A 20,182-nucleotide genomic window follows, 5' to 3' on the forward strand; every position below is an offset into this window, starting at 1 on the left:
AAAAATGCGTTCATTCGAAATGTGCAGCTTGAAAATTCTTAGTTCATAGAATTCTCAAGCGGCACGTATTGGATTCCACCCGCCATCCAAGCCATAAGTACAGCTAAATAAATACTCACACCAGGCGCTGTTAATACATGACCAGCGATAAAAGCGATACCAAGACCTAGAGCTATTCCAGTGAGTACTAAAATGACCTCTAAGTCCAGCAATCGTTTCATATTTTGAAATGCTTGTTTAATCAATTGCCAAAGCATATAGACAAAGGGCAGCAAATATAAGCTAAACCCTATCATTCCTAATGAATAGAATAAATCTAAAAAATCCATCTCAATCGTTTTAGCTTCATCCGTAAAGTTGCCACCATAACCCATGCCAAAAAGCTTTTGCATCCAAGGCGCCTCTTGAAAATAAGCTTGATACTCTTCCCAGTAAGTTTCCCTGCCGCTATAGACAATGTTATCCTTTTGTTCACTTGTTATCACTTGTGTTTTCCCTTCTTCTTTTGAAACACCAAGCCAATCAAGCTGTAGCTCCATGTTATGGGCAACTGGAGTATATGGTGTCATAAGAATAAAAACAACAAACAAAATGCCGAGTGTAACTAATTTAGTTCTTTGTATGTATTCTCTTTTTACCAAACGAAGAACAATAGAGGTACCAATGCTGATAAGCAATGTAATCAAAATCGCCCCATAACCCACTTTTGTCCCTAAAGCCAGCAACCCATACATAACCGTGAGTAATCCTACCATTAACCACCACGAACCTTTTAAGGCAAAATATAGTACAACCGGTAACCCCATAGCCAAAATGGCACCAATCTCATTGCCAGCATAAAACCAGCCAACATGACCACTCTTCCAATAATCATAACTAGGAAACGCAGTATCAGAAAGCCCCGCCACCGTCATCATCGCCCCAGTCAAAATCACAGCTATCATCAAATAATAGAGCGGAGAAATCCTAAACCCTCTGCGAAAAACCACTAGAAAGAATAGAAAACAGACAACAAAATAAACATTTTTCAATAACCATTTCAGCTCAGTTCCCCACATAAAAACAGGTTTCACCATAAACTGAACCCCAATCGAAATCACAATAAACAAGCCAAATAACAACAGATAGCCTAAAATCACGGGTTTTCTTACATATGATGTAAATAATAAGTAAACACATATAAATAATAAGAAACAAAAACGCATCGCTAAACCAAGCGTAAATGCCTGATCATTCAAACGAATAGACAAAGATGTAAGCACATCAATAATTGGCTGTAATAACAAAAAAACCATACTCAGCCACAACACCTTATTTCTCTTTTCAGTCTTCAGCATAAATAAACAACCTCACTGGTGGAATTTGTATTTATTATATGGGGAATTTGGAATTTTACTATAGGAGGTGTTAAAAATAGAAGTATAATTTTTATAATCTTACCGCTTATCTTTTTTCTATCAATTATTTGTTTAATTATCAATGTTTAACTAATTGATTACAATTTTTGATTTTTTATGGCATTTACATTTTATAAACAAATTAATGTTAAAATAAATAGGATTAAATTAAAAGGAGAACTTTAAAATGAAGAAAATATCGGTAATCATACCAGTGTTTAATACTGCTGAGTTTTTATCTGATTCGATTACCTCAGTTCTAAATCAAACTTATTCTAATATCGAACTTATAATAATAGATGATGGATCTACTAATGAAAAGGTAAAGGAGGCATTATACCCTTATAAAACATACTCAAATGTAAAAATAATTTATTTAAACGAAAACAAAGGAGTAGGTTATGCCCGTAATAAGGGATTAGACCATGCTACTGGAGAATATATATATTTTCTTGATAGTGATGATTTGATTTCTTCAAACACACTTAAAGAACTCATATCTAACATTAACAATTCACATTATATTTTTGGTAACACAATTAGAATTAAAAACGTGGATGAAATAGATGAATATCCTGTACAAGATTTAATAACAAAGGTAAAAGTAAATAAAGCATTCAATGATTTATCTATTTTGAACTGCCTTTTAGACTCTAGTTGGATTAAGGCAAATAACATTATTTTTAATGAAGATTTTCACTTTTATACAGATATGTCATTTATAGTAAATGTTCTCAAAGAAGATATAACATCTTCTATTCTTGTTTGCCAAGGGGCACATTATTATTCTAGATTAAGAAATGATCCAATAAGTAACCCTTCCTTACTGCAAATGGATACAAAAATACAAGCGCATGATTTTTTAAATTTATATATTAATTTAAAATTGAAAAACCATAGTAACAAAATAATAAATGAATTTTTAGATAATCAATTATTAAAATACTATAGAAAAAACCATTTTAACATTTTCAATGACTTCGAAATATATCAAAATTTGATTAGAGCGTTTGATAAGATGGAGGATATAAAAAAACAAAATAATCCATTTATAAACATACAAATCACTCAACTAAAAAGGCAAAATCAAAAAATGTTTCAAGTATACAATAGACTAGAAAGGATTCTAAAAGATATAAAAATTGCATTATCTGGCCGTACAAAATTTAAAATATTCCTGTATAAAAAACTATTAACTAAACTTCCTTTAAAGAAAAAGACGGTAGTATTTGAAAGCTTTTTAGGTAAAAATTACTCCGATAGTCCAAAAAATTTGTATGAATACATGTTACTGAATAATAAAGACTTTAATTTTGTTTGGATATTTAATGAAAGAAAAAGAATACCAGGTAACGCAAAACAAATTAAGAGGTTTAGCCTTAAATATTACTATTACTTAGCTACCTCCAAATATTGGGTTAGTAATTCCAGAATGCCTTTACACCTTAATAAAAGAGAAGGAAATATTTACTTACAGACATGGCATGGAACACCTCTGAAGAAACTAGTGTTTGATATGAATGAAGTATATTCTGCAAATCCAAAGTATAAAGAACATTTTTATAAACAATCTAGAAGATGGGATTACTTGATAGCAGCAAATAAATATTCAAGTGACATTTTTAAGAGAGCATTTAAATTTGAAAAGAGAATGCTTGAATTTGGTTATCCTAGAAATGATGTCTTACATCATCCTGATAAAGATCTATTTTCAATTAAAGTTAAAAGAAAATTAAACATTCCCTTAGATAAAAAGATAATCACCTATGCTCCTACCTGGCGGGATGATGATTTCTATGCTCCAGGAAAATATAAATTTCAATTAAAATTAGATCTTGAAAAAATGAAGCAGACACTAGGAGATGAATATGTTATTTTACTAAGAATGCATTATTTTATTGCTGATAACATTGATACAAGTAACTTTAAAGATTTTGTATTTAACTTATCGAAGTACGATGATATAGCTGACTTGTATTTAATATCAGATATCTTGATAACTGATTATTCATCTGTATTTTTTGATTATGCTAACTTGAAGCGACCTATATTGTTTTATACCTATGACTTAGAAAAGTATCGTGACACTTTAAGGGGATTTTATATAGACATGGAAAAAGAAGTACCTGGTCCATTGTTGAAAACAACTAATGAAATAATTAATGCCATTCAAAATATCGATAAAGTGCAGGCAGAATTCTTGCCAAAATACGAAGCATTTTACGAAAAGTACTGTTCATGGGAAAATGGGAATGCTTCAGAAAAGATTGTTGATGAAGTGTTCAAATAAATCACATTACAAATTCCCATAAATAGTATTCGGATTCACCATAATCTAAAAATAAAAAGTTCATTTGTTCCTCAAGAGAGGAACAAATGAACTTTTTTAAACTAAATTTAATTCTCCTTGTTTCTTTAATGAATTATCCCTGTATTCTTTCTTCTCTTCACTAGTCATTTTTTTATATTCATTCAAAAACTTTTCATATTCAGGAATGACATTATTTACTTCTCCATACATTCGAATTTGTCCATACTCAAGCCAGATAGCTTTTTCACAAAACTGTTTCATTTGACCTATTGAATGACTGATGAAAAACATCGTTTTCCCTTGAGATTTAAATTCATTCATCTTGTCTAAACATTTCTCCGCAAATGCCTTATCTCCCACTGACAATGCCTCATCTATTATTAATACATCTGGATCAGTATGCACAGAAATAGAAAACCCGAGGCGGGATTTCATCCCGCTGGAATATGACTTAACTGGCTGATCAATAAATTTGTCTAACTCTGCAAATTCAATAATACTTGGTTCTAAGTTTTTTATATCCTTCTTACTAAACCCTAACATTAAACATTTTAGTTCAATATTTTCTCTACCAGTAAGCTGATTGTTTAGACCAGCAGAGACAGCTATTAAAGACGGCTGACCATTAATTTTAATTGTTCCTTCTGTTTGAGGTACAACGCCAGCAATTACATTTGAGAGTGTTGATTTCCCAGAACCATTAACTCCTACAAAACCTATTATGTCACCCTTATTAGCTTCAAAACTGACATTTCTTAAAGCATAAAAATCCTCGCCATAACTTTTAGGTAAGATGATATCTAATAATTTTTCTGAAGGATTTTGATACAGCTTATATTTTTTTGTTACATTCTCTACTATAACTGATTTATCCATATCAACACTTCCTCATTATAAGAAATCAATAAAATGTCTTCTAAATTTCAAATGTAATATTGAACCGATAAAGAATAATACCAAAACGATTAACCAGAAATACAATGTGTAAGATATACTTTCTGTAATATACCATCCTTGTCCTAATAAAGCATGTCTATACCCTTCAACTAGATAGTAAACAGGATTCAATTTCATAACTGCTTGAAGGCTTTCTGGCAACTTAAATGTAACCCATAAGATTGGTAACATATAAATCATTATTCTTAATAAAGCTTGGATAATCTGCTGCACATCTCTAACAATTGTTGATAATGTAGAGGTTATTAATGAAATTGCTAATAATAAAATAACCGAAGCAAACATGAAATATGGGACCTGTAAATAATAAACACTTATAGGAAAACCAGAAAATTGAAAAATTATTGTAATAATAATAGTTAGAGCAATATGAGGATATAATTTAGAAAATATTACATAAGTTGGTATAACGCTCATTGGAAAGCTCATTTTTGATATCATTTTTATTCTTGAATATATTGATTTAGATCCTTGTGAGATAGAGGGATTGATAAAGAACCATACAATCAAACCTGCTACCATCCAATGAAAAAAGGGAACACCGTCTACATCACTTCCCCCACGTATCCCATAGCCAAATACAAACCAAAAAATAGTAATCTGTATACCTGGATTGAGTAATTCCCAAAGCATACCTAGATAATTATTGTTATTACTGCTCTTTAACTCATACAAAGAAAGGCGTCGGATTAAATAAAAATTGGCTATTTGCTCTTTAATGACTGTCATCATAGCGCTCATAAATTAGTATTCCTTCCTAAAACAACTTAAATTCAAAACAATTACAACTTCTAAGCCACCAAAGATATTATACGAAATCAAATCATTTGATACAACCAAAAGCATTATTTTGCTTTATTGAAAACTTCATCGACTACTCTCTTAGTTGCTTCTCCATCTTCCAAGTAGCAAAACTTTTCATAAAACGAATGGAAAGTTGAAGGCAATGATTGATCCACTTCATATTTCCTAATATATTCAATTACTTCGTCGGTTGTTTTTACCAACGGGCCGGGCGCTTGCTCTAAAAAATTGAAATAAAAACCACGTAATTTATCGCGATATGTCTCAATATCATAGACAAAGAATATAATAGGACGACCAAGGTTGAGAAAATCAAAAAAAACAGATGAATAGTCTGTAATAAGAACATCTGCGATTATATACAGGTCTCTTATATCTTCATAAGAAGAACAATCATATACAAACTCTTCAAGGTTAGATAAATCAATATGCTCAGAAACTAAATAATGCGTTCGTAAAATTACAATATACTCTTCTCCTAATTCATCTCTTAGTTTCTTAAGATCTAACTCCAATTCCAGTTTATATCGACCTGCTGAATGATACTGATCATCTCTCCATGTGGGTGCATATAAAAGAATCTTTTTATCTTTTGGCAAACTTAATTTTCTTATTATATTTGATTTCTCAATTTTGTTATTCACTAGAAAATCATTACGAGGATAACCTGTAACCAGCATACTTTCACTAAATTTAAATGCGCTTCTAAAAATATCACTAGAGTATTGATTTGCAGCAATTAAATAATCCCAGTTTCGTGATTCTGTATAAAAGGATTTCTTATAATTCTCTGTATTAGTACCGGCCATATAAATTGTTTCTAAATCAAAAGCTAACTTTTTCAAAGGAGTACCATGCCATGTCTGCACATAAGTTGTATGTTTGGGTTTTGGTAGCCATACTGGCATTCTGCTATTAGTAACCCAGTACTCTGCTCTCGCTAACCGAAATAACCAAGGAATAGAAAACCTTTTCACGAAAGGAATTTCACGTTTTTTAAATTGTGAAACACTTCTTGGATCGACACTCCATATCAGCTTATATTTCGGTAAGTTCGTGAACATATATTCATAAATTGCTCTTGGGTTGCAACTATATTGTTTACCTAAAAAGCTTTCAAAAACGACCAAGTTCCTCTTAACAGGTAATTTACCTATAACAATAAAGAGGATTTTATATATTGAAATTAATAACGGTGATAAAAACTTTTTTAGTTTAGTCACTACTCTACTCCTAGTAAAAATCATTCTTATTATAGATTTTCCTTATTAAATTTAGACTAGATTCCCCTAGAGAATACTCATTCCACACATTTTTAAATGCTTTGATTTGCATAATATCGAAGTCATTTCTTTTTATTGCATTAATAATACCATCTGTATCTTTTACAATTGGGCCAGGTACAAAAGATTCATATACCTGCCAAAATCCCCGCTCCTTTTCATATGCATCTAAATCATGTGCATAAAAAATCATTGGCTTTTCAAATAAAGAAAACTCAAAAGGGATGGAAGAATAATCTGTAATTAAATAATCTGTAATAAACAATAAATCATTAACTTTATATTCACCTGATAAATCTAATACTTTTTTTCCTAGTTGTTCAGGAATTTTATTATTATTTTCAATTTCAGGATGTAACTTTAGAATTAATATATAATCGTCCGCCAGATTACTTAACATATTTTCTAAATCAATTTTAAGATTGAAATGAGATAAATCTTTCTCACGATAAGTTGGCGCATATAATATTACCTTTTTATTCATTAACTGAGGATAATCATTATATAGCTTTCTCTTAACTTCTGTCTCTGCAATTTCATTATAAAAATAGTCAGTTCGTGGTATACCCGTTTTAAGTATTTTTTTTTCATCTACGCCAAATGCAGAGTAATAAATCTCAGCCATTTTATCAGTGCCTACTACTACATGATCAAACTTTTCATAAACGTTCCTGAATCTTCTCTTCGCATTTTCTGAACGCCCCTTAATAGATGGGTCCTTTAGTCCGAATTTTTTAATTGCACCAGCTGCGTGCCATACTTGAATACAAGTAGCTTCTTCTTTAAATTCAACCTCTGATAAAAAACCATAATAATTATCAATGATGATATGAGTTGAAGTAGCTATATGATAAATTGAGAAAAACGTATCAAAGATATGATACGTTTCAAATCGATACACCTTTTCATTGTTTGTCACAATGTTATTTAGGTTTAACTTTCTGCTTTCTAAAAATACTATTTCTCCTGAATAGCCTTCCTTTAGCAGTTGGTTATATACATGCCATCCATTATCTACAAATGATAAAATAAAAGTAGTTTTTTTCCTTAAAGGAAATAATTTAAATACATTAAATAGTATTTTAAAGAATAATAGATAAATAGAAATAATTATTTCTCTAGCCATTATTAACTTTCAGTAAATCTTTCTTAATTTTACTAGTAGAAATACCTACCGTTCGTGGTAAATAAACTACTTCACATTGGTCGTTTAGGAAATCAAATTCACCTTCCCAATCATCACCCATAACAAATACATCGATATCATGCTTCTTAACATCGTTAACCTTCTGTTCCCAATTATCCTCAGCAATTACTTCATCGACATAACGAATTGATTCCAATATCATTTTTCTATTTTCAAAACTATGATAAGCTTTTTTTCCTTTAATTTCATTAAATTCATCAGATGAAATCGCAACGATTAGATAATCTCCCAGTTCTTTCGCTCTCTTCAAAATATTTATATGACCCCAGTGGAGTAAATCAAAAGTTCCATAAGTGATAACTTTACGCATTATTGCCTTACCTCCCTTGTAGAATATCAATAATTATATACCCTACATTAATCATATCTAATTACTTTTACATATTAGTTACTTCTATATTTCTATAAAATATCATTTTCGAATAATATCATTTTCGAATAATATCATTTTCTATAGTTATATCATACAAATTCCAGTATACAATAAGAAACATAGTTAATTCCAGTAATATAACAATGTAAATAAAACCAATTTACATTGTTATATTACTTAGACTTTAACGATATCAACAACTTCTTATTTCAATACAAGACTTAGTTTCTACAACTTGTTTTGACTATGCCACTTCCATGCGGAAGTAATAATACTTTCTAAATCGTATCGAGCTTTCCAACCTAATTCGTCAAATATCTTTGTCGATGAAGCAACTAACCTCGCCGGGTCTCCTAAACGCCTTTCCGTTTCAATGACATTAGCTTTTCTCTTTGTTACATTTTCGCAAGTCTTAATGACCTCTTTTACAGAATAACCCAAACCGTTACCTAAATTATAAGTCGACCTTTCAACCTTTTTATCTAACAAAGCATTCAATGCCAATATATGAGCTGATGATAAATCCGTAACATGTATATAATCTCGAATACAACTGCCATCTTCAGTATTATAATCAGTACCAAAAACTGATATACTTTCTGTTTCACCTAACAAATGTCTTAATATAATTGGTATCAAGTGCGTTTCTGGATTATGATTTTCTCCTATATCACCCGAGTTATGTGCTCCTGCAGCATTAAAGTACCTCAATATTACATAATTGAGAGAATATGCATTAGAAAAATCTTCTAATATTTCCTCCACCATCAACTTTGATTTACCATACGGGTTAATTGGGTTTGTAGATGTAGATTCATCTATAATATCAACATCTGGAATACCATAGGTAGCAGCTGTTGACGAAAAAATAAAATTAGTTACGTTGTATCTAATCATTGTATTTAATAAGTTCAAAGTAGATGAAACATTATTTTGATAATATTTATAAGGGTTTTTTACCGATTCACCTACAAGACTATTAGCTGCAAAATGCATCACTGCTTCAATTTTATATTCAGTAAAAATTCGATTTAAAACCTCAACATTTCCAATATCACCTTCTACAAACAATGCCTTATTATCAACTAATGACCTAAAGCCTGTAGATAAATTATCTAAGACAACTACTTCCTTAGTTTTGATTAATTCTTTAACTAGGTGACTACCTATATATCCTGCTCCACCTACGACTAATATCATTTTAAATTCAGTCCTTTATTTATGTTTTAAGCTTTTATTGTCACTTTTATATATTCTTTTCTTTCTCCAAAATTTCATCAAATAAATCTAGCCATTTCAGTTGTGTTATTTCTTTTGTATAGTTTTTTATAACTTTCTCATAAGCATTTTCACCCATCTTAATAGCTCTATTAGGTGATGCTAGGAGTTCACTCATTTGATCGGCAAGCTCTTTTTCTGAATTAGAATGGATAATAACACCATTTAAGCCATCATCTATTATATCTTTTGGCCCAAATGGAGCATCATAACTGATTACAGGTGTAGATTGGAACATAGATTCTAATATAACTAGTCCAAAACCTTCATATTTAGAGGTCAAGACTGTAAATAACGATTTTCCATAAACTTCTTCTAAATCAGTTGTGTATGGATTTATTATTACTTTTTCATTTAGTCCTAGATTATCCACTAATATCCTTAATGCTTCTTCTTCTGGCCCTGTCCCATAAAGGTTAAATATAACATTTGGGTGATTTTGGTGGATCCGATTAAAGGCATTAATAGCCTCATGCATGATCTTATCCTTATGATAACGACCAACCATAGAAATAATATTATGATCCTTTTGTCCCTTATATCTTATTTTTGGGTCTGTATTGGTGGAGTTCGGTATAACATATGTTTTTTCTGGATAACCAAACTGTTTAACAACCATCTGCCTTTGGTTCTCTGTTAAAAGCACTAAAGCATCTAAATTATTGTAATTTTCCAGTAGGTGGATGTGACTTTTTCTTAAAGGTGACCCATACGTAAATGGTGTATCAAAATGATTAGTATGAATAGTGCCGATTCTATATGCCTTATCTTTATCTAACTTCATTAACGTATGAGTGAGAAAAATTCCATCGTTAATGATAAATGGTTTCTTGTCATGATTATCACAAATCTCATTTAGCCAATGTGAATGGAATAATAAATTGGGATTACTAGTACCAAATGATAGAACATTATTCGATGTTCTATCAAATAAAAATATCAAATATGGCTTTTTAGATTCTATATTCAATTGAATATTTAAGTAACAAAAACCATCTTCTGTATAATATATCTCTTGTTTTGGTACTGCTTTAAACTTATCAAAATATACTACTTTTTGAATAAAGCCTTTTGGATCATACAATTCTCTTTTGACCTTCGCTCTTGTTTCATCGAAATAATCCATAAAAACTAAGTAACCGTCCTTAGACCATTTTTTATATTTTACATAGTGTCCTTTTTTATCAAAGTATCTGGCTTCTCGATTTTCATAAAATTTATTTTCAATAAAATAGTCATCTTCATTTAATTTATTTAAACTCGTATAATCTTCGATTTGTTGAAGAGTCATATTACCACGCGTATTCTTCTTCTTATAAAAGTCAAAGATATTTATTATTTTTACTTTGTTGGATAACCTACCTGAATTGTGAAGTTCCTTTTCAATTTGTTCGTATCGTGTCGAATAGTCTATAGTCAATAATTTTGTATCATAACCTTTTTCTGCTAAATATGATGACCTCTCAAACATAACTCTGGTTAACCCTCCACGGTTAACATCAATACTGTTAAGTAGGTTATAAATTGTCCTCATATATTCTTTCCCCTCATCTTGGAATATTATTTTATCCACATGAAATTTAAAACATTATGCAAGATGATTATGTCATAAAAAAAGTAACTACGTCAAAATTTTAGAGCATTTAAACTAAATTTAAAAGCAGGAATAAATTCCTGCTTTTATTTTAAAAACTTCGCTGTTATTCTTTCAGATGCATGACCATCGTCATATTGACAAAACTTTTCTTTAAAACGGCTTATTTGTATTGCGTATTCTTCTTCGTACTTTTCAATATTTTTAATAGCTCTTATTAACTCATCAGTATCTTTAGTAATTGGTCCAGGTGCATACTCTGTGATATCTAGATACATCCCTCTTAAATTATTTCGATAATTGTCTAAGTCATAAGCAAATATAATTTGTGGTTTATCTAAAATAGCATAGTCAAACATTACAGAAGAGTAATCAGTTATAAGCATGTCCGATATAAGGTACAAGTCTCTTATGTCATCATACTTAGAAACATTATAGACAAATTCATCATTTGGCAATTGTACAGAATCAGCTACAAAATGATGTAACTTAAATAAAATTATATATTCATCTCCAAGTTCTCTTTTTAGTTTTTCTAAATCCATTTCCACATTAAATTTATTTTTTATTCTCCAAGTTGGTGCATATAGGACTATTTTTTTGTTTAGTGGAATATTTAATTCAGATTTTACTGTGTCAATAAATTTTACATTATTGTTTGTGAAAAGCCTATCATTTCTAGGGTACCCAACCTTTAACACTTCTTGATCATATTCAAAAGCTCGCTTAGCAATGTCCTCTACATAATCACTCGGAACAGTCAAATAATCCCATCTAGAACATCTATTAAGATATTTCGAGCGTTTAGGTTCTGTATCTACATCTCCTGGTACATCCAGTCCAAGGGTTTTTAAAGGTGTTCCATGCATAGTTTGAAGTTCCTTAGATCCTGACCTTTTTTTATAAAAATCAGGGAAGTTTACATTATTAACAAAATATTTTGCTGTAGCTAAATAATAATAATATTTGAGAGAATTTATACGAATTTTCTTACCAGAACCATTAATTCTTGTTTCAGTATTTTTTAAGAACCATATTGATTCAAAATCTTTGTAATTCTCATCAATATACTCATATAGTGCTCTCGGATTACAATTAAATGATTTTCCCCAATAACTTTCAAAAACAATAGAATTATTTCTTTTTGGTAAATACCTCATTAATGGGTATAACACTTTCTTTATTATTTCTTGTCTCCTTGGACCTCTTTCAATCCAACTCCATTCTCTTTTAATAACCAAACTTGCTTTATTATTCTTTTTAGTTCTCTTAAGAACATACTTTATATTTCGGTAGGTTCTTGATTTTCTATCTATGTTTTCTAGATCAAATATTACTCTATCAAGTCTAGTTTTATCATGATTTTCCAAATAGATACCCCAAGTCCCTTCACTAAGGTCACCTTGAAGACTTAGAGGTTCAATAATAGCTTTTAGTATTACTTTTTCATCAGATTGTTCAATTTTACGAGTATTGATTTTTACTTCCTCGTTTAATTTATTGTTTTTTAACACTAATTGGCAATCCGAATTTTCACTTATATACCCTTTTGCTACCAATAAATGAAGTAATATATTCTTCTCATCATATTTTACTTCATTTATATCTACAGTAAAATCACCAATTGGCAAATATAAATTACCCGCAGGACTGTGAGATATTTTCAATTCATTTTCACCGAGTGTCCATTTTTCACCATAAAGTTCAATGTCTGTAGTTAAAGGAGTGTATTCATTATCGTAAAAAATGTGACCAAACCATTCACCCCTTATATTGGCTTCACCTAGGTCTGATATCAAAATGTTTGCTTCAAAATTTGAGTCTTTGTCTATAACTGTTTCCTCTAAATTTATAAGCAACTCTTTATCCACTCTGTAATTTTTTAAACATAACTGACTTTCTAACAATGGTAACTTTGTGAACCCTATTATTTTTAAATATGATGGTGTAAGTTCAATCCGGTTCACTTTAGTTAGTAGTTCATCTTTTTGTATTACTAAATCCCATGCCGCATTGTACTTCAAGAAAATCACAGAATCGTTAATAATACGATATTTAGGTTTTGAAACACGCCCTTTAACCGGTGATCCAAGTGAAATTTCTCTCTCCACTCCGCCAGCATTTAACGTAAGAATAATAGCCATCTTTCCATTAGACATGTTAAAAATATTCGGATTTGAAAAGTCTATATCTAGCTCCCAACCGGACCAATCGTAATTATAAAGTCTTTTCAATGGCAATTTATCTGATATGTCCACCCCAAATTTATTTGTGATGTCTTTCCTTACCTTTTGTCGAAGATTTTCTAGTTTAACTGTTTCTCCAGTTTCCTCATTCATTAAAGTTGCTTTAATGCTCATTTGCTTCCGCTGTTTGATATCAATATCTTTGATATAGCAAAAACCCTTAATAGTTAAGTTGTTTTCTGTCCATTTCATTGATTCAATTTTTCTTTTTACTATTAATTCATTTGTAACTTTTAAAAATTCTTTTGGAACTTCATCTTTATATGGGTAGTTTCCATAATAATCTTCACCGAATTTTTCTATCTTTGAATACTTTAATTTTGTTTTTTGAAATGACAAGACATCAAGTAATTTCTCTTTGTCTTTTTTCTTTACAAAATAATATTTCAAACGGTCTATAGCCTTCAGTTTATTAAAAGCACCAGAGTTTACTGTCTCTAGATAATTTGAGACCTCATCTAAATAGGTTACAATATAGTCATCGTCTGCTACATCTAGTTGGTTGAGATATACCAACAAATCTGTACTTAACATCTTATAATCTTTAATATTGTTTAACTCTTGTGATGTTACATTTTCAGAAAAGTAATCATCTACCATTTTTACGGCTTTTAAACGATCAGTTAGATTTTTTAGATCAGTTCTTTGTTGGGTTATTGATTGATCACCATTATCTCGTGCTCTCCAGTAATAAATCACATCTGAAATAACATCAACCGAACTTGCTAAAAAGTGAGCTGGTATTGTGACAGGTAAATCCTCATATAACATTCCTTCAGGAAAAGTTAATTGGTGATTATCCCAAAATGCTTTTTTAAATATCTTGTTCCATGCAGTGGTATCATTAATTAATTCAGGATCTCTAGATATATGCGCCTTTACTTTATCTTCAGTAAAAACTTTCTGGTGTAAAACTGAAGGATAAACCTTTGTAGAATTAAATCTTACTACGTTACCAATTGCAATATCGGATCCAGTTTTACTTATAGAATTATAAAGCTTTTGATAGGCGTCTTCAGTGAGATAATCATCAGAGTCTACAAAAGCAATATAATCTCCATTTGCAAACTGCATACCATAATTCCTAGCTTGCCCAAGACCTCCATTAACTTTATGATACACAGTCACATTTTCAAAATTCTCAGCATAATAATCTGCAATCTTTCCACTTTCATCTTTAGATCCATCATTTACCAATATGATCTCGATGTCTTTCAATGTTTGATTTAACAAGGATTGAATACATTCAGCTAAATATTTTTCAACATTATAGATTGGAACTATCACACTTAGTTTTGGCTTATTCAAAGCTATTTCACCTCAGTACTAACATCGTTTAGTAATTCTTCCATTATTTTCAAAACATCATGTTTTAATTCTTCATGCTGTAAAGCGAATTCTAACGTTGTTTTTACAAAGCCAAGCTTTTCTCCAACATCAAACCTTTTTCCTTCAAAATCATAAGCAAACACATTTTGTGATTCACTTAAAGTTTGTATTGCATCTGTCAACTGTATCTCTCCACCTGCGCCTGTACCTATATTATCAAGAATATCAAAGATATCTGATGTTAAAACATATCTTCCCATGATAGCTAGATTTGATGGAGCTGTACCTTGTGTGGGTTTTTCAACAAACTTATTCACATTGTATAAACGGCCATTTTTTTGCTTTGGATCGATAATTCCATATCTATGAGTTTCACTTTCCGGGACCTGTTGAACACCTATAATAGATGATTGTGTTTCTTCATATTGATTTATTAACTGTTGTACGCAAGGAATGTCGCTTTGGACTATATCATCTCCTAATAACACAGCAAAAGGCTCTTCACCAATAAAATTTCTTGCACACCAGACTGCATGACCTAAACCCATTGGTTCTTTTTGACGAATATAGTGTATATTAGCTAAGTTTGATGAGTGACGAACCTTCTCTAATATTTCTATTTTACCCTTTTCTTCCAAATTCCTCTCTAGCTCAGGTGCATTATCAAAGTGATCCTCGATTGCACGTTTATTTTTACCGGTTACAATTATTATGTCTTCAATACCAGAAGCAACAGCTTCTTCGATAATATATTGAATAGTTGGTTTATCCACGATAGGTAGCATTTCTTTAGGCATTGCCTTTGTTGCAGGTAAAAATCTAGTCCCTAATCCAGCAGCGGGAATTATTGCTTTTCTTATCTTCTTCATGATTTTATCCTCCTTAAATAAAGTACATGGCTATATTATTAATAAAAATAGAATTTGCTAATTAGACAATTTTGATGCCAATATACATAAAAAAGTTTAGATTAATAATAAATAAAAAAATCTATCCATACCCAAAACTCATCAACGATTAATATCTTATCACAAAAATAGGTATTTTAGAATTTTAATCTAACCATCTTCATTGTCAAATAACTCCTTTTCTAGACACACAAAAGCCACCTTAACATCCGATTTGTTCGAATAGTTAAGATAGCTTAAATATAGTGTTATTTATACTTTGGAATATCTAGTATTATTATATAAGAATCTAGCATACTATAAATCTCATACATTTTACTAGTTTGTTTAAATGCCCAACCAATATCTGTTGCATATTGGTGAGAAGCATAATTATTTCTTTCTGCAAAGGATGGATTCCATCTCATTTTATACAGTGTATCTTGACCTCTGTCAACATAGCCATTTCCAATAAATGCTGCACCACCAATTATTGCTGACTCAGGTGAGAACCACCCAGATTCATATGCATAAACCGATCCACATTCTAATGCACATGAATCTTTTGCTCCTATTCCAAACATATTATAAGTTTTTTTAATATTTGATAAGCTACTTTTATTTGAAGTTGTTACCATTTTAGCATTTCCGTTTCTATCAATTCCTACTTCAATCCCATTAGCTAAACTTGACTTACCATTTCCAGTTTCAAGTAAAGCATGAGAGATTAGATAAATTTCGTTAACATTATACATTTCCCCTGCTTCAATAAATAATTTTGCAGTGTTTGTAAGAATACCTTTGTTTGAAAGAACTTTAGTATTTACTTCATTTACATCAACATTTGCAGCAGTTGATAGTTTCAAAAATTGGAGCGAATTTTTTAAATCACCGATAAAATTATTAGAATTAAGATAATAGTTTAAATCAGCTTGATCTGGTGTAACCCATCCTGAAGTGTTATCTACGTGGTACCATGTATATCCATCTGTTCCCTTAACACTTGCGTGTAGAGTGACTACTTTACCATTACTAACCTTTCCGCCTGATAAGAATGATGTACCTGGTCCTCTTCTTAGATTCCAATTATCTCCTTCAATGACAGCTTTCCCATTCGCTATACTATTGACCTTGAAGGCATCTTCTCTTACCCATAACTTATAACGTTTATCTGTCATGGGAGCAGCAGACATTTGAATTTTGGACATTCTGTCAAAACTTAAATTATAGTTGGTATATTGTTGAATAACTGTTTTGAGAGGTTTATCACTAAGAAAATTTTCATGTATCCACACGGTCTTTCCATTCAATGAACCTCTATACCATATGTTACTACCGACCCTTTCTGTTTTGTTAACAGTAATTTTATCACCTTTGTACGATGCTAAACTGGAATATACTATATTTTTAGTACCACCCCATGTTTTATTATACGCAGTACCTGTACCTTTAATATAGAATGTTTTCGATAAGCTATCTAACCCTATATGAGGGTGACTCACTAGTTCTGTTGATTTCACCCAACCTATTACTCCTTGTTCACTACTTGGTTGTGTACTTATTAAATAATAAGTTTGACCATTATATATAGCTTGCTTTTTCATATAGAATACTTCATTCGTATACTTGTCACCGGCTAAAACATATTTATTATTTACTAGATCAGTATATATTTTAACACTTTTGACAGATATTTGGCCTAATCTACTAATTACACTTTCATTCATTAAACTTAATGAACTGGAATGCACCCATACTTCTTTACCTTCTAAAGTACCTTGATACCAAATATTACTTCCTACTTTTTCCGCTTTCTTTACTGTAAACCCTAATCCCTTATAAGAAGATAGATTTCCTATAACAAGATCTTTCGTACTTCCCCACGCTTTACTATACGCTTTTCCATTACCAGTGATAAAAAAATGTTTATCTTTACTATCTAACTCTTCATGCGGATGACTCATAAAGTCTGTTGATTTTACCCAACCAATAATTTCATCTGTACCATTTGGCTCTATACTAATAGAATAATAGGTATTTCCATTATAATTCGCCTTTTTCTTCAGAAAATAAACTTGACCAGTATATTGTTGGCCAGCTGTGATATATTTGTCTGATAATAAATCAGTATATATTTTGACTTTCTCATTATTAATTTGACCAACTCGACTTATTCTCTCTTCGTTTACTTTGACTAACGAACTCTCATGAACCCACACTAATTTTCCATTTATCGTTCCTCTATACCATATGTTACTACCGACTCTTTCTGTTTTGTTAACAGTAATTTCATCACCTTTGTACGATGCTAAACTGGAATATACTATATTTTTAGTACCACCCCATGTTTTATTATACGCAGTACCTGTACCTTTAATATAGAATGTTTTCGATAAGCTATCTAACCCTATATGAGGGTGACTCACTAGTTCTGTTGATTTCACCCAACCTATTACTCCTTGTTCACTACTTGGTTGTGTACTTATTAAATAATAAGTTTGACCATTATATATAGCTTGCTTTTTCATATAGAATACTTCATTCGTATACTTGTCACCGGCTAAAACATATTTATTATTTACTAGATCAGTATATATTTTAACACTTTTGACAGATATTTGGCCTAATCTACTAATTACACTTTCATTCATTAAACTTAATGAACTGGAATGCACCCATACTTCTTTACCTTCTAAAGTACCTTGATACCAAATATTACTTCCTACTTTTTCCGCTTTCTTTACTGTAAACCCTAATCCCTTATAAGAAGATAGATTTCCTATAACAAGATCTTTCGTACTTCCCCACGCTTTACTATACGCTTTTCCATTACCATTTATAGAAAATTGCTGTTCTTTAGTTTCTAAGTCTTCGTGTGGGTGGCTTATCAAATCAGTCGATTTTATCCACCCTATTATATTCTCAGTAGTATTTGGCTGTGTACTAATAGCATAATAAGTAAGACCTTTATAGCTTACCTTTCTCTTCATATAATAAACTTGATTAGAATATTTTTCTCCTGCCTCTATGTATGAACCCTCTACTATATTTGTGTATATTTTGGTTTTTTGATTCGTAATTTGACCAAGTCTATTTATAATACTTTCATTCAGTTCTATCACACTACTCGAATGTACCCATACTTCTTTACCTTCTAAGGTACCTTGATACCAGATATTACTTCCTACTTTTTCCGCTTTCTTTACTTTAAACCCTAATCCCTTATAAGAAGATAAATTTCCTATAACAAGATCCTTCGTACCACCCCAGGCTTTACTATATGCTTTTCCATTACCATTTATGAAAAGCTGTTCCTCTTTACTTTCTATCTTTTCATACGGGTGACTCATAAAATCAGATGATTTTACCCATCCTATTATATTAGTTGTATTATTTTGCTGTGTGCTAATAGAATAATAGTTGATTCCCTTATAGCTTGCTTGTTTCTTAAGGAAAAAAACTTGATTAACATATCTCTCTCCAGCCTCTATGTATGAACCCTCTACTATATTTGTGTATATTTTGGTTTTTTGATTAGTTATTTGACCAAGTCTATTTATAACACTTTCTTTTACCACTTCTGAAACAATATTTTTGTTTAAATTATCTCTTATTAAGGGTGTAGACCGCTTTTCTTCGCTTACCTTAGAATGATCTACCTCAATGCTTTGATCAAGATTATCCTTTTCTTCTTTTTGACCAGCATCTATGTGTTCCTCTTCCTCTAATTCTTCAGGTTCTTCAGAAATATTATCTAAATATTCTTCACCTACATCAACCTTTTCATCACTTAACTTATCGGTTGAATCGTCTTGACCTGAACTTTCTTTTACCTCACTTGCTTCGTCTTCATTTATAAAAGATGACTCTTCATCAGTTGTCTTCTCTTCATTTATCTGAGAATCACCTACTGTTGTTGTTTCTGTATTCGCAAAAATAACAGTAGGAGTAACTTGATTAGCAATAAGGATAAATATCGCTATAATTATTACCTTTTTCATTTCAACCTCCAAATTAAATTAATTTTTGAATTACCTTAAGGCATTATCCCAAAATAAGATTAACAGGTATTACTTATCATTAATATCGTCTAATCCACACAGGCTTTTAGTACTAAAATCTTTTTTACAAATAATTGTTATTTGTAAAAAGCCATAAAAACTATTATTTATTTATTATGATTAAACTAAATTGGAGGAGACAAATATGAAGGCTAGTAATCCGAAGAAAACTAAAAAAAAGAGGGTACTACAGGTAGTTTTTACTATGTTTATAATAATTTTTATATCTATAGGTGTTTAATATAAAGATTTTAATCATTCCTTAGATGTTATCCACCAACCTTTAGAACGAAATGAAGCACCTAACAGAACAAAAGAAGCACTTATAAAAAAATATGAATCATTCTACGTCTTATTACTGGGTGTGGATGAACGAGAAGGCGACAAAGAAAGGTCAGAAACAGATTACACTTACCTTTAAAGAACTCAACTAAAATGCTAAACATACCAAGAGT

At 30.7% G+C, this 20,182-nt stretch carries 11 protein-coding genes and 1 pseudogene; 1 reads left to right on the top strand and 11 read right to left on the bottom strand.

The window, feature by feature from the left end:
- Positions 1–38: 38 nt before the first annotated feature.
- Complete coding sequence (locus MKX83_RS21130; RefSeq protein WP_341057674.1) at positions 39–1,337, bottom strand: O-antigen ligase family protein; 1,299 nt, start codon at positions 1,335–1,337, stop codon at positions 39–41.
- Between the two features lie 247 nt (positions 1,338–1,584).
- On the opposite strand from MKX83_RS21130, the gene MKX83_RS21135 reads away from it, so the two are divergent.
- A complete protein-coding gene (locus tag MKX83_RS21135) occupies positions 1,585–3,687 on the top strand; it encodes a bifunctional glycosyltransferase/CDP-glycerol:glycerophosphate glycerophosphotransferase (protein WP_341057676.1) in 2,103 nt (700 codons plus the stop codon).
- A 96-nt stretch (positions 3,688–3,783) separates the two neighbouring features.
- Here MKX83_RS21135 and tagH read toward each other — a convergent pair whose 3' ends face one another.
- From tagH to MKX83_RS21185, 10 genes and pseudogenes are all read right to left on the bottom strand, one after another.
- Positions 3,784–4,584, bottom strand: coding sequence for a teichoic acids export ABC transporter ATP-binding subunit TagH (gene tagH / locus MKX83_RS21140; protein WP_341057679.1), 801 nt, complete (start codon positions 4,582–4,584; stop codon positions 3,784–3,786).
- A gap of 15 nt (positions 4,585–4,599) precedes the next feature.
- A complete protein-coding gene (locus tag MKX83_RS21145; RefSeq protein WP_341057683.1) occupies positions 4,600–5,406 on the bottom strand; it encodes an ABC transporter permease in 807 nt (268 codons plus the stop codon).
- A gap of 104 nt (positions 5,407–5,510) precedes the next feature.
- A pseudogene (locus MKX83_RS21150) lies at positions 5,511–6,704 on the bottom strand (CDP-glycerol glycerophosphotransferase family protein); the annotation flags it as partial.
- Positions 6,703–7,878, bottom strand: a complete 1,176-nt coding sequence (locus MKX83_RS21155) for a CDP-glycerol glycerophosphotransferase family protein (RefSeq protein ID WP_341057688.1) — start codon at positions 7,876–7,878, stop codon at positions 6,703–6,705. The gene MKX83_RS21155 and the pseudogene MKX83_RS21150, both read right to left, overlap by 2 nt.
- The gene (tagD, locus tag MKX83_RS21160) at positions 7,871–8,269 is read right to left on the bottom strand and encodes a glycerol-3-phosphate cytidylyltransferase (RefSeq protein ID WP_341057690.1); all 399 of its coding nucleotides are present in this window, start codon (positions 8,267–8,269) and stop codon (positions 7,871–7,873) included. The genes MKX83_RS21155 and tagD overlap by 8 nt, the downstream gene beginning before the upstream one ends.
- Positions 8,270–8,560: 291 nt before the next feature.
- The gene (gene galE, locus MKX83_RS21165; protein WP_341057693.1) at positions 8,561–9,532 is read right to left on the bottom strand and encodes a UDP-glucose 4-epimerase GalE; all 972 of its coding nucleotides are present in this window, start codon (positions 9,530–9,532) and stop codon (positions 8,561–8,563) included.
- 46 nt (positions 9,533–9,578) lie between these two features.
- Complete coding sequence (locus MKX83_RS21170) at positions 9,579–11,144, bottom strand: glycosyltransferase (protein ID WP_341057696.1); 1,566 nt, start codon at positions 11,142–11,144, stop codon at positions 9,579–9,581.
- Positions 11,145–11,290: 146 nt separating this feature from the next.
- Positions 11,291–14,758 (bottom strand): CDP-glycerol glycerophosphotransferase family protein, encoded by a 3,468-nt coding sequence (locus tag MKX83_RS21175; protein WP_341057699.1) that lies wholly within the window; start codon positions 14,756–14,758, stop codon positions 11,291–11,293.
- Between the two features lie 2 nt (positions 14,759–14,760).
- Positions 14,761–15,648, bottom strand: a complete 888-nt coding sequence (galU, locus tag MKX83_RS21180) for a UTP--glucose-1-phosphate uridylyltransferase GalU (protein ID WP_341057706.1) — start codon at positions 15,646–15,648, stop codon at positions 14,761–14,763.
- A 287-nt stretch (positions 15,649–15,935) separates the two neighbouring features.
- On the bottom strand, positions 15,936–19,667 hold the full coding sequence (locus MKX83_RS21185) for a GW dipeptide domain-containing protein (protein ID WP_341057710.1): 3,732 nt from the start codon (positions 19,665–19,667) through the stop codon (positions 15,936–15,938).
- Between the last annotated feature and the right edge of the window lie 515 nt (positions 19,668–20,182).

This window comes from Cytobacillus sp. FSL M8-0252 (genome assembly GCF_038007345.1).
Lineage (GTDB): Bacteria > Bacillota > Bacilli > Bacillales > Cytobacillaceae > Cytobacillus > Cytobacillus kochii.